The sequence below is a fragment of the Vibrio sp. CB1-5 genome, from assembly GCF_059412285.1.
Genome location: NZ_JBJHPB010000029.1, coordinates 1 through 12,989 on the forward strand (window position 1 = coordinate 1; position 12,989 = coordinate 12,989).

Consider the following 12,989-nt stretch of genomic DNA (forward strand, 5'->3'; position numbering starts at 1 on the left):
TACGTACGGTTCTGTAAGAGGGATGAGGCGGTAACGCCTCACCCTACTTGATATGACTAACGTTCTATATCCTTCTAAACGTTTAATTTTTGTAAACTCCAACATAGAGTATTCAATCATTGGCTGATATAATGTTGTGATGCACATCAAATAATGATGGCGTGCAAAGTAGTGTGGGAAGCCCTACTTTCCCATATCGTCATGTCTCTTAGAGACTCTTTGTTTACCAATACAAACGGAAAAGTAATGAAAAGCAAATTGTATGCAGGCGCACTATGTGCGGCGACTCTCTTCACTACCCCGGCGTTTGCAGCCAACGAAGAACTTTACTTCTACAACTGGTCTGAATACATTCCTAGCGAAGTACTAGAAGACTTTACGAAAGAAACCGGCATTAAAGTCATCTATTCTACTTACGAATCCAATGAGAGCATGTATGCGAAATTAAAAACGCAAGGCTCTGGCTACGATCTCGTAGTTCCTTCTACCTATTTCGTGTCTAAGATGCGTAAAGAAGGCATGCTTCAAGAGATCGACAAAGAAAAGCTAGCTCACTACCAAGATCTGGATCCAAACTATCTAGACAAGCCTTTTGACCCAGACAACAAATTCTCGATTCCTTATATCTGGGGCGCAACCGGTATTGGTATCAATACAGACATGCTAGACCGCTCAGCAGTTAGTTCATGGGGTGACCTATGGGATCCTCAATGGGACGGTCAGTTGATGATGATGGATGACTCCCGTGAAGTATTCCATATCGCCCTAACCAAGCTTGGCTACTCGCCAAACACCACTAATCCAGACGAAATCAAAGCTGCATACGAAGAGCTTAGAAAGTTAGTTCCAAACGTATTGGTGTTCAACTCAGATTTCCCAGCTAACCCATACCTAGCAGGCGAAGTATCACTGGGTATGCTTTGGAATGGCTCAGCTTACATGGCTCGCCAAGAAGGCGCTTCTATCGAGATCGTATGGCCTGAAAAAGGCACGATCTTTTGGATGGATAGCCTAGCGATCCCTTCAGGTGCGAAAAATACAGAAGCCGCTCACAAGATGATTGACTTCCTACTTCGCCCAGAAAATGCTGCGAAAATTGCGGTGGAAATTGGTTACCCAACACCAGTGAAAACAGCTTATCCGCTACTGCCAAAAGAATTTGCCGAAGATCCAAACGTGTTCCCACCTCAAAAAGTGATGGACTCGGGTACTTGGCAAGATGAAGTTGGTGAAGCTGGCGCGCTTTACGAAGAATACTTCCAGAAGCTAAAAGTCGATAACTAATTTCTAGTATTGACTAAAGACAAAGCCCTCCTACTGGAGGGCTTTGTTATATCTAGTTTTCCTAAAAGTCGTCATCCCCTTGAAAAAGGGGATCTTCTATAGCGCGCTTTAGCCAACTTCAATGACTGTTACCACCCTGCACGCTTCGGGAGATCCTCGATGTCTCGAGGATGACGTAATGGTGGTATAGCACAATACACTACAGGTAATACGTAGTAGGTTTGGTTTTAAGCAGTATTACCTTGAGTCTGCAACTCTAAAATCTCTTTGACCAATTTCGGTACTTCAATACTCGCCTTTCCATAGCGCTTCTCTTCAAATTCACTCTGTACTGCGCTTGGCTCAAGATTAATCTCTATGGTATGAGCGCCATGCATTTTAGCGTCATGAACAAATCCCGCTGCTGGATATACAACACCAGATGTGCCAATGGAAATAAACAGATCAGCTTTCTCAATAGCAGCGTAGATATCCCCCATTCGAAGTGGCATCTCACCGAACCAGACAATATGCGGTCTCATTTGAGATGGAATTTGGCAGCAGTGGCACAAGTCGCCAGTCAGGATATCTTCTTTGGTGTCAATAACCTGCCCTGACTCCTCACAGCGTGATTTGAGCAGTTCACCGTGCATGTGAATGATGTTTTCGCTTCCGCCTCGCTCATGAAGGTTGTCAATATTTTGAGTGATAACAGTAACTGTGCCATCTAACTCTTTTTCAAGATTTCCTAACGCGATATGAGCGGCGTTAGGCAAGATGGACTCCTGTTGGAGCTTTCGGCGACGTTGATTATAAAAATTTTGAACAAGTTCTGGATTACGTACAAAACCTTCAGGAGTGGCCACGTCTTCAATTCGGTGGTTTTCCCAAAGTCCGTCTTGTGCACGGAATGTTTGAATACCTGATTCCGCAGAAATACCCGCACCGGTCAAAACAACGACATTTTTATAGGGAAACTTCATAGACCTTCCTTGTGCTGACTTATTGTTGTACCAATAAGAGTAACATGGAACGAATAACATCAATAGTTTTAGGGATTAGACCATGGTCTAATCCCTGCGTTATTTCAGTTACTTAGAAGTATTGGGATAAGACTAGTCTTCGTTTGTGGCTGAGATCTTATGAATCGCCAAGTCTGCGCCTTTGTATTCATCTTCTTCAGATAGACGCAAGCCTGTGACCTTATCAAGAATGCCATATACCAGACCGGCTCCAATCACAGCAACAACGATACCAGCAGCTGTGCCAACCAGTTGGGAGGCGAAGCTCACACCACCCAGACCGCCAAACGCCTGCTGACCAAATATGCCTGCTGCGATACCGCCCCAAGCGCCACAGAGCCCGTGTAAGGGCCATACACCCAATACATCATCGATTTGTGTTTTATTCTGTAGATAGGTGAATACCCAAACGAACAATGCGCCTGCAACACCACCAGTAATTAGAGCACCAATAGGATGCATCAAATCCGAACCAGCACAAACCGCCACTAAACCCGCTAACGGTCCATTATGGATAAAACCAGGGTCATTTCTGCCCGCAAACAGAGAAGCTAAGATGCCACCTACCATCGCCATCAGTGAATTCATTGCAACAAGACCACTAATGCCTTCGAGCGTTTGCGCAGACATCACGTTAAATCCAAACCAGCCAACACTTAGGATCCACGCCCCCAAAGCCAAGAAAGGAATATTAGAAGGCGCAAAGTTGGTGTGTTTACCAGCGCGAATACGTCCTTTTCGCATGCCAAGGAATATCACTGCAACCAAAGCAATCCATCCACCAACACCATGAACCACCACTGAACCAGCAAAATCATGGAAACCTACACCGAACGTTGACTCTAAAAGGTTCTGAAAACCAAAGTTACCATTCCAAATCATGCCTTCGAATAGCGGGTAGACAAGACCCACGGTAAAAAATGTCGCTAGCAGCACAGGGTAGAACCTTGCACGTTCTGCAATACCTCCGGAAACAATTGCGGGAATCGCCGCTGCAAACGTCAATAAGAAGAAGAATTTCACGAGCTCATAGCCATTTCCCTGCGACAAGGTTTCCGCATCCGCGAAAAATGTACCGCCGTAAGCAACCCAATAGCCAATAAAGAAATAGGCAATCGCAGAAACGCCAAAATCCGCTAGGATTTTCACTAGCGCGTTTACTTGGTTTTTATGCCTTACCGTCCCCACTTCTAAAAATGCAAACCCAGCGTGCATTAAGAACACCATAATGGCACCCAATAGTAAGAAAAGCGTATCAGAACTCTGAGTGAGTGTTTGTACTGCACCATGTACGTGCTCTACAGAGGGGGTCATAAGTCGATTACTCCTTTATCGTTTAGTTATGACACGCACCAAAAACGTGCCACATCTTCTTGCCTTACACCATTTTGGTGAGGGCGATTTTTACTGAACGACAGATACAGCAAAGAACGTTCCAAATTAACAGAAATAACAGAACTAAATTTAAGCCATTGATTAATAACAAACAATAATGGCGTTAATTTTGAAAAATTACGACGTAGAGCGCCTTTGTTGCACCACAGGAGGGAAGACGCACCAATTTGGAGTGCACTAATAAGTTGCAATTATGTTGCGAAAAATTTATCAGTCAATAAAAAAGGAGTTGTAGCTAACTACAACTCCTTTTCGATAGACCTACCAATATTTAAGGTAGATGCTTAATAGGCTCAGCGCTTTCACCAAACGTCATTGGTACGTTTTGCTTCAGTTTGTTCATGCCCGCAAACATACGAATAATCCAAACAACAATAGCGACTGACGCAAACAGCATACCTACATAAGGAATGAAATTAGCGATTTGATCGAGCCAAGTTGCCTGATACCAATAATGCGTAACGCCTTTGAGCAAGCCGTTAGAGGTTGCTACGGTGACGATTAACACGACAAAGAAGGTTAGATTGAGAAAGAAAGTTCTAATCAACCCATAGTAATGAGAGTTAATCACATCACTATCCTCACCTTTGTCCAAACGATAACCCGCATAGACAATAGCAATAACGCCTGAGATTAATAACGTAAAAGGCGTAAAGAGGCTAAGAATGTAAGCTATCCAAATACCTTTGTGTTGTTGGTGCATATCTTAGTGCTCTCCTTTAGCTTAGATCGCTTCGCGTCTTGCCATCAACGCCAGATGAAACGGACTCTTCTTTTGGCTTGGGGTTGTCCAACTCATGTTTGACTTCCTCATACCAAAGATCGTGATGCTCTTTTGCCCAGGTTTCATCAACTTCACCTGTTACCATACCTTCTAACGCCCCTTCCATCCCGAACAAGCCGATGTAAATATGGAAAATGAAACCACAGATCAGTATCAGTGCCGCCAGCATATGGATTAGGTTCGACCATTCCATATCGCGACGTGTTTGACCAAAAATAGGGAAATCAAGAATAAGACCACTGGCGGCGACAACAGCACCAACAATGATCAGCATCCAAAACAGAACCTTCTCACCCGCATTGGAGAAGCCAGCAGAGGGGTGACTGCCTTTGTGCTTGCCTGCCATACCGCCAAGTTTCATAAACCACTGTACATCCACCTTAGTGAAAATCGATTTACTCCACCACTTAAACAGCAAGGCAACCAGTAGCACTAAGAACATTGGCCCCATATAGTTATGATACTGCTTCGCCAAATAAACAGTCCAGCCCCATAAGTCTGTCGGCACATAAGGCTTCATAAAGTGCTTACCGTAGACCAGCATCAGGCCACTAAAAGCAAGCGTTAGAAAGACAAACGCCATACTCCAGTGAAGCGCTCTGTCCATTCGGCTCCATCTTTGCAGTTTACGCCCAGTTCTCGCGCCAGATAGCTTCATTGGACCACCAATGAAATACGCGAGCATCACTAGCGTAATACTGCCGAAAATGGCCACTGCACCCGCAGGAGACATCCACTTTTCTTTCAAGATATACCACGTTTCACCAGGCGTACTGATCAACACACCGTGTTCAGGAGACGCAGAGGTGGTTGTCCCCTCTACCCCTTCTTTCACCATGCGCCAATAGTCAGCACCAGCAAGCTGTGTCATCTCACCTTGAACAACTTTATTGCTTTTACTTTCTTCAGCATGAACGCCAAACGACATCACAAGAACCACTGCTGCCAACACTGGCAGCAGTAATTGGAAGACAGAGCCAAGCAAACCTTGTTGTTTAGACAAAATAGCCATCGCTCTCTCCATTAGCTTTTAGTCGCATCGTAAGCTAGGTCATTACCATCGGTCCAACCTGCATCTTTCGCACCGCGTTCAACCACACGTTGACGGAAGATATCCGATACTTTCGCTGCATCACCAGCGAGTAGAGCTTTGGTTGAACATAGCTCTGCACACATCGGTAGCTTACCTTCAGCAATACGGTTTGCGCCGTACTTAGCGCGTTCTTCTTCTGAATTGTCTTCAGTTTCAGGGCCGCCAGCACAGAACGTACATTTATCCATTTTACCGCGTTCACCGAATGCCGCTTGTTTCGGGAACTGAGGCGCACCAAACGGACACGCAAACAAGCAGTAGCCACAACCGATACAGAGATCTTTGTTGTGAAGCACAATGCCATCTTCTGTACGCTCAAAACAGTCCGCAGGACATACCGCCATACATGGCGCGTCGGTACAGTGCATACAAGCCACAGAGATCGAGTTTTCACCTGGAAGACCATCGTTCAAAGTAACCACACGACGACGCTGGATGCCCCATTGAAGCGCATCGTCATTTTCGTTTTTACATGCCGTGACACAGCCGTTACATTCAATACAACGTTTGGTGTCACATAGGAATTTCATATTAGCCATTAGGTGACTCCTTACGCTTTCTTGATGTTACAGAGAGTGACTTTGGTTTCCTGCATTTGAGTCACTGGGTCATAACCATAGGTGGTTGCCGTGTTAGCCGCTTCACCGATGACGTAAGGCACGGTACCCTCTGGATACTTATTGGTGAGGTCTTCACCTTGGAACTTACCGCCAAAATGGAATGGAATGAACGCCAAACCCGGTTTCACGCGAGGTGTCACCATTGCTTTCACCTTAATACGGCCTTTCTCTGCACCTTCAACCCAAACCATGTCCCCGTCTTTGAAGCCAATGTCATTCGCATCTTTCGGGTTCACCTCAACAAACATTTCACGTTGAAGTTCAGCTAGCCACGGGTTAGAACGAGTTTCTTCACCACCACCTTCGTACTCAACCAATCGACCTGACGTTAGAACGATTGGATATTCGCCGGAAACGTCTTTGTCTTGAATGGATTTGTACATGGTAGGAAGACGGTAGATCGACTCTTTGTCATCCCATGTTGGGTAATCTGCGACTAGATCACGTCTTGGCGTGTAAAGTGGCTCACGGTGCAAAGGCACTCGGTCTGGGAATGTCCAAACAATCGCACGCGCTTTGGCATTACCAAAAGGCATACAGCCATGCTTAATCGCTACGCGCTGAATACCGCCAGATAAGTCCGTCTTCCAGTTTTTACCTTCTGCAGCTGCTTTTTCTTCCGCAGTTAAGTCATCCCACCAACCCAATTGTTTGATGAGTTTATCGGTAAACTCTGGATAGCCATCTTCTAGTTCACAACCCAAGGAATAGCTATCTTCAGCAAGCAGACTATTGCCTTCGAACTCAACACCAAAACGAGCACGGAAGTTACCACCACCGTCAGCGACTGCTTTCGATGTATCATAAAGAATGTGAGTACCAGGGTGCTTCATCTCTGGTGTGCCCCAGCATGGCCAAGGTAGACCGTAGGTTTCACCATTGATTGGGCCACCTTCCGCTACTAGTGAAGTCTTGTGGAACGTATGCCAGTTTTGTTGGTGCGCTTTAATACGCTCTGGACTTTGGCCTGTGTAACCAATCGTCCACATGCCTTTGTTAAACTCACGAGTAATGTCTTCGATATTTGGCTGATTGTTTTCAACCGCAACATTTTTGAATAGCTCTTTCTCGAAACCTAACTTCTTAGTTAGAAGGTACATGATTTCGTGGTCAGGCTTAGAGTCGAACAGAGGCTCAACTACCTTGTCTCGCCATTGAAGCGAACGGTTCGATGCCGTAACAGAGCCGTAAGTTTCGAATTGCGTTGTTGCCGGAAGCAAATAGACGCCATCAGTACGGTTGTTCATTACCGCGGCATGTGTTGGATACGGGTCAACGATCACCATCATATCCAGCTTCTGCATGGCTTTTTGCATCTCTACGCCACGCGTTTGCGAGTTAACTGCGTGACCCCAGTAGAACATGGCACGAATGTTATCGTTCTGCTCGATGTTGTCTTTGTTCTCAAGAACACCATCTATCCAACGAGACACTGGAATGCCCATATTGTTCATTGGTTTTTTGCCACGATATTCATTTTGGTCAAAACGAGCTTTCACCCACTCGTAATCAAGATCCCACACCTTTGCCCAGTGTTTCCATGAGCCTTCCGCAAGACCATAGTAGCCAGGTAGAGTATGTGATAAAACGCCTAGGTCTGTTGCACCTTGAACGTTGTCGTGACCACGGAAGATGTTAGCACCACCGCCAGACTTACCGATGTTGCCCAGAGCAAGCTCGAGTACGCAGTAAGCACGTGTATTGTTGTTACCAGTGGTGTGCTGAGTACCACCCATACACCAAATAATACTGCCAGGTCGGTTTTCAGAAAGGATTTTCGCCGCTTTATAAACATCTGCTTCGCTAACGCCAGTGACGCGCTCCACTTCTTCTGGATTCCATTTCGCCACTTCAGCACGGATCTCATCCATACCGTAAACACGTTGGCGGATGAACTCTTGATCTTCCCATTTGTTTGCGAAGATATGCCACAACAAACCCCAGATAAACGCCACATCGGTACCAGGGCGCAGCGAGCAATAGTGGTTGGCTTTTGCAGCGGTGCGAGTACGACGAGGATCGGCTACAACAATCTGACAGCGGTTTTTCTCTTTTGCGATTAGGATGTGCTGCATAGCCACCGGGTGTGCTTCCGCGGGGTTTGAACCAATGAACAGCATCGACTTACAGTTGTGCATGTCATTGAACGAGTTAGTCATCGCTCCGTAACCCCAAGTGTTAGCAACACCGGATACTGTGGTCGAGTGACAAATACGTGCTTGGTGGTCAACGTTGTTCGTGCCCCAAAGCGATGCCATTTTACGGAACATATACGCTTGTTCGTTGTTGTGCTTCGCACTACCCAGCCAGTACACAGAATCTGGACCGGATTCTTTGCGGATCTCTAAAACCTTGTTACCAATCTCTTCAATCGCATCTTCCCAGCTAAGCTTCTTCCACTTACCGCCTTCGAGTTTCATTGGGTACTTAAGACGACGTTCACCATGACCATGCTCACGCAAGGCTGCGCCTTTCGCACAGTGACCACCAGCATTAAATGGATGGTCAAACGCTGGTTCTTGGCCAGTCCACACACCATTTTGTACTTCAGCATAAACGCCACAGCCCACTGAACAGTGAGAACAGATGGTGCGCTTAACTTCGGTCTTTGCATCCACAGGAACCGATTCAGCCTGTGCTTTTCTGATCATACCTGGTGCGAACGTATAGGCACCCGCAGCCAAACCACCAGCAGCGATGGATGAGTTACGCATAAATGCACGGCGGCTAAGGCCTAGCTTGTTTTCATTTTTGCTCACATTGTCGGAGCGTTTCGTTAATTTCATGCTTTGCTCCTACAGTGTGTCGTAATAGTCTTTAACGTGCTGCGTTTCACGATAACCGGTTTTCTTCTCGTTATCGGGTTTGGCTTCAACTAACTCAGTATTAGTCGTGGCATGCGCAGTACCTGAAATTACAGCGCCGGCGACAGCCGCAGTAGTCAGGCCTTTTAGTAGGTTTCGACGATTTTCGTTAAATTCACTTTTATCGTCACGTTTGGTTTGTTTACTCATAGTTTGCTCCCTGAGTGGATACCTATCCTTTGTGATGGCATCTCTCGTTAGCTGACATTACTTAGTGGTTATATTTTTTACATCTATCTTCATTTTCGTCTGCGTAGTGCCCGGGTTTTGCGCATAGCTCACCTGCTCTACATCGAAAAATGCTTGCATCAGTACCGCAACAGATGGATAAAACTGACCACTTAGTGCAGTTTCAATCTGACGGCACAAATCTGTGTACCAAGGGGAAAGATGATGGTTAAAGAAGGCTTTCGCTTCTTGCTCTTTCTGTTGGTCAATCAAGTGTGCTAACACTTCGCACACGGCTGAAATATGATCTTCTGGCTCTTTGACGGATTCTTCACGCTCTAGGCCTAAAAGACTAAGATCCTGTCGAAGTGCCGCCAGCGGCTTATCCATCAGAGAGCCCGTAAGATGCCAAGAAGCAAAAGGAATCACCTCGCCTTTGCCGACACCAATGAACAAATCTTGATACTCGTCTTCAAGCGCACTGACTTCAGCGACTTTTGCGGCTTCCGTTAAGCCTTGCCATGCACTGGTCATTTGATTGATGCCCGACTCGATCTCTAACGTTGATAGAAAATCAAGTAACTCACGCTCAGGCGCTCCGCGGCATAGCGTTGAAATGAGTAGGTAGATGTCACTTCTTAGCTGATTGTTATCGTTATCCATTGACATACTTTCCTAGTATTTAAGTTGTTGTTCTGGGTTTTCAGCCATGTTTTCAAACATGTCCACGACTCGACAATCTTCACACATCGCAATACGGCGCAGTGCTGCTTCATTGTCGAAGTGAGAGTGACCACGTAACTTATCTTGTAGCATAGTAATCATAGATTGCGGTGCAAATGGCTTACCACAGCTTAAACATTCCGCCGCTTTCTCTTCATGAAGCGCGACGACTTTAGTGCGTGCTTCTTTATCCCAGTTAATTTGTTGAGTCAGCGATAACGCAGATTCTGGACACGCTTTTTCACACATTCCGCACTGAACACAATCTTGCTCAACAAAATCTAGTGCAGGCCTATCACCTTTGTTGTAAAGCGCTTTAGTAGGGCAAACCGCTACACAGCCCATACACAAAGTACATTTGTCCGTATCACATTGAACCGTGCCATAAGGCGCTGTAGTTGGAAGTGGCTGAATGGTGTCGGTCACGCCTTGCTTGGCAGACAACACATCTAGAGAGTGGAACAGTCGTTGACGTTTGTTGCCCTCAACATCGCCAATACGAAGCTCAAGGTCGAGCTCAACTAATGTCGGCAACCCTTCGCGCAATGACTCAAGGTACAAGATATCGATGGTCTCACGTGCTAAACCTAGGTTTTCAAGAAGCTGCTGCGCCATGCCTACTTCACGATTAAGTACCGTTTGAATGGTTTCTGGCATATGACGACTTGCTGCGAACATGATTTGAGTCGCACCATTGGCCAACGCAGCGAACCAAGTATCAATGCCTACCGATGGTAGCTCTTCGACCACTACTGGAATCACATTGTCTGGCAACACCTTCAGCGCCATCACGTTGTAGCTTTCATGACGTGAGCTACAGATCAGAACAATGGCATTCTCCCCACCCTGCTGGTGATAATTTGCCAACGTACGTTCAATGAACTTTTGAGTTTCTTGTGGTGTTGGAAGCGCGTAGTGAATTGCCTCTGTAGGACATGCTGTCGCGCAAGTACCGACACCTTGGCAAAGGTAAGGGTTGATTTCGATCTTATGACCGATTTTGTCATTGCCTTGACTACTTAGCGCTCCAGCAGGACAAGCGTCTACACAGCGCTCACAACCCTTTACACCTCGTGAACTGTGGGCACACAAATCGGTATCGAGTCGAAAATACTTTGGTTTGTCGAACGTCCCCATTAAGCCCGGAATTTCTTCCAGTGCATCGGCTAGGGTTGGGTAACCACGACCAACTGGGTAGTAACCAGGTACAGGCACTTCTTCAGACATACAGCCGTTAAGAGAGTGATCCAAAACAATGTCGAAACAGTCTCGACCGATAGACACTTCCGCTAAATTGCTGTGCGTGTGTTTATTTTGGATGTGAACGCTAAAAGTACCTAAGAATCCTGTGATTTCGATGCTATCAGCATAGTAGAGGTTACTATGCTCAGAAGGCTCACCGTCAGTTGACAGTAGTGTGACCGAATGCATCGTCGTCAACTGCTCTGCGGTGCTGGTAATAATCGCCGTAGGCCCAACGATTAACGTGTCACCGTGGCTTTCGTAACTCACCGTTGGTGGTATTAAGTTTGATAACTCAACGGTGTTTTCAAAAGCAAAGCTTCGCGCGCGTCCGTTTTTAGATGTCGCTTGTTGTAATAGTTGTTTTATCATCGCTTGTTTCCAGTGTTGGAGTCTTTGCGCTCCGTTTTTTGGTTTTATATGAACCAATTACACTGGGTTGCAATTACTGTTCCAACTATAAATACGATAAAAACATCCTATTTATTAATATATTACCTCTCTTTTCCCTCAGATCTTTGAGGCTATTTGTCGCGTGAGACATTTTGTCTCATTCATTGAGAAACTAAAATGAGACAAAATGTACCTACTTTCTATGTGGTAAATTCTGTCTCAATATCAGCTTGTTAGGTAGGCTTTGTGTCAGGTTTTATCTCAGAAGTAGTTTCGTCGTCCGATTTGGTTTGGTGCTCTGTCCGAGAGCTTTCCACGGACGCGCTCGCAGCAGACTCACTAGCGTCGGACTCAACACCTTTGGTGCTATGCTCGGTATCACTCGATGCCAGTGCCGTTGGTTCCTGGAACTCTTCTCCAGTTTCCAACTTCTCATCAATATCTTTCACCCATCCCCTAAGCGTCTCCGCTACCTCTGTAGCGAGAGGTTTAACGGCTGAGTAGTCATGGTCATAATCATTTAAACCATCGACAACATTGAACTCTGGCTGCATAAAGAGCTTTCTAAGCGCGGCTTTTTTAACCGCTTTATCTACTTCAGTATTAGCAAGAAGCTGAGATATAGAGAGCTCGACCTCCTCTGACTCGACTGCGGTTTCTGTCTCGGCTTTAACCTCGGACTCTGATTCCAGCGAGTCTGTTGGAGCGTCGAGTACACAGTCATCTTCAGCGCCTGAGAGCTCTGCTTGCTCACCGTCAACAGACAAGATTTCTGTCTCAGTCTGCTGCTCAGACTGCTCCTCTAATTTACGCTGTGACCAACGTGATAGAAAACTATTTGCCACTTGAACGCCCCGCGCCTTTGCGTTTTTTACGTCTTACTTCGAGCAGTTCACCATGCCGACCTATGAACGCTTCCATCCACGCTTGAATTGGCAATGGAATGGGCTTAGATAGCACCAAGTAGTCACCGTCCATAAATGAACCAGCCACAGCCTGTGACGCTGTCACCACAATCGGCTTAAGACTAAGCTCATCGTGACTATCCAGCACAACGAATAGCATTGGATTCTGAGAGCTAAGGTTAAACCGGTAGTCAGTACGCTCATCTCGATAGAGCTCTAAGATGGCATGAGGTTTGCTGTTATCCGTGACTTCTAATTGAAAACCTTCAAGCTCGCGCTGGGTGCTTGTCCAGCGTCCTACTTGCTTTTCAACAATAGACAAGTCGATTTGTATCGGCCATTGATGCTCGTTTTTTTCAATAAGCTGAACATCAAAAGTAGAAGATTGGTTAGGAATGGATTCAGGAGTTTCTGACTGCATTTCATATCCCTAAATTAGCGTAAGTTATTTGCGCGCCAAAACTTTATTGGTAATAATCGTTTAAGCATTAGTGAAAACTAAGCAAATATCAAGCCA

General features: G+C 45.9%; 12 protein-coding genes. 1 reads left to right on the forward strand and 11 read right to left on the reverse strand.

All coding sequences use genetic code 11. From position 1 onward, the window contains the following. Nucleotides 1-246: 246 nt before the first annotated feature. Nucleotides 247-1,284 carry an extracellular solute-binding protein gene (locus ACJB0T_RS17855; RefSeq protein WP_479290188.1) on the forward strand — a complete coding sequence of 346 codons (1,038 nt, stop codon included), beginning with the start codon at nt 247-249 and terminating at the stop codon, nt 1,282-1,284. 227 nt (nt 1,285-1,511) lie between these two features. Here ACJB0T_RS17855 and cobB read toward each other — a convergent pair whose 3' ends face one another. The 11 genes from cobB to ACJB0T_RS17910 form a co-directional block, all read right to left on the reverse strand. Further along, nucleotides 1,512-2,246: a Sir2 family NAD+-dependent deacetylase gene (gene cobB / locus ACJB0T_RS17860; RefSeq protein WP_479290189.1), complete on the reverse strand. Its 735-nt coding sequence runs from the start codon at nt 2,244-2,246 to the stop codon at nt 1,512-1,514. A 132-nt stretch (nt 2,247-2,378) separates the two neighbouring features. Beyond that, nucleotides 2,379-3,599, reverse strand: a complete 1,221-nt coding sequence (locus tag ACJB0T_RS17865; protein ID WP_479290191.1) for an ammonium transporter — start codon at nt 3,597-3,599, stop codon at nt 2,379-2,381. Between the two features lie 352 nt (nt 3,600-3,951). Beyond that, complete coding sequence (locus tag ACJB0T_RS17870) at nt 3,952-4,383, reverse strand: hypothetical protein (RefSeq protein ID WP_479290192.1); 432 nt, start codon at nt 4,381-4,383, stop codon at nt 3,952-3,954. Nucleotides 4,384-4,399: 16 nt separating this feature from the next. Continuing rightward, a complete protein-coding gene (locus tag ACJB0T_RS17875; RefSeq protein WP_112460188.1) occupies nt 4,400-5,476 on the reverse strand; it encodes a formate dehydrogenase subunit gamma in 1,077 nt (358 codons plus the stop codon). 11 nt (nt 5,477-5,487) lie between these two features. Next, nucleotides 5,488-6,096: a formate dehydrogenase FDH3 subunit beta gene (gene fdh3B / locus ACJB0T_RS17880; protein ID WP_042501521.1), complete on the reverse strand. Its 609-nt coding sequence runs from the start codon at nt 6,094-6,096 to the stop codon at nt 5,488-5,490. A gap of 11 nt (nt 6,097-6,107) precedes the next feature. Next, nucleotides 6,108-8,963, reverse strand: a complete 2,856-nt coding sequence (locus tag ACJB0T_RS17885; protein ID WP_479290195.1) for a formate dehydrogenase subunit alpha — start codon at nt 8,961-8,963, stop codon at nt 6,108-6,110. Nucleotides 8,964-8,972: 9 nt separating this feature from the next. Then, nucleotides 8,973-9,191, reverse strand: a complete 219-nt coding sequence (locus ACJB0T_RS17890) for a twin-arginine translocation signal domain-containing protein (RefSeq protein WP_042501519.1) — start codon at nt 9,189-9,191, stop codon at nt 8,973-8,975. A 57-nt stretch (nt 9,192-9,248) separates the two neighbouring features. Further along, on the reverse strand, nt 9,249-9,872 hold the full coding sequence (locus ACJB0T_RS17895) for a TorD/DmsD family molecular chaperone (protein WP_479290197.1): 624 nt from the start codon (nt 9,870-9,872) through the stop codon (nt 9,249-9,251). 12 nt (nt 9,873-9,884) lie between these two features. Further along, complete coding sequence (locus ACJB0T_RS17900) at nt 9,885-11,546, reverse strand: 4Fe-4S dicluster domain-containing protein (protein WP_479290199.1); 1,662 nt, start codon at nt 11,544-11,546, stop codon at nt 9,885-9,887. Between the two features lie 254 nt (nt 11,547-11,800). Continuing rightward, a complete protein-coding gene (locus ACJB0T_RS17905; RefSeq protein WP_479290201.1) occupies nt 11,801-12,412 on the reverse strand; it encodes a DUF3306 domain-containing protein in 612 nt (203 codons plus the stop codon). Further along, nucleotides 12,402-12,893 (reverse strand): DUF3305 domain-containing protein, encoded by a 492-nt coding sequence (locus tag ACJB0T_RS17910; RefSeq protein ID WP_479290202.1) that lies wholly within the window; start codon nt 12,891-12,893, stop codon nt 12,402-12,404. The genes ACJB0T_RS17905 and ACJB0T_RS17910 overlap by 11 nt, the downstream gene beginning before the upstream one ends. Nucleotides 12,894-12,989 lie beyond the last annotated feature (96 nt).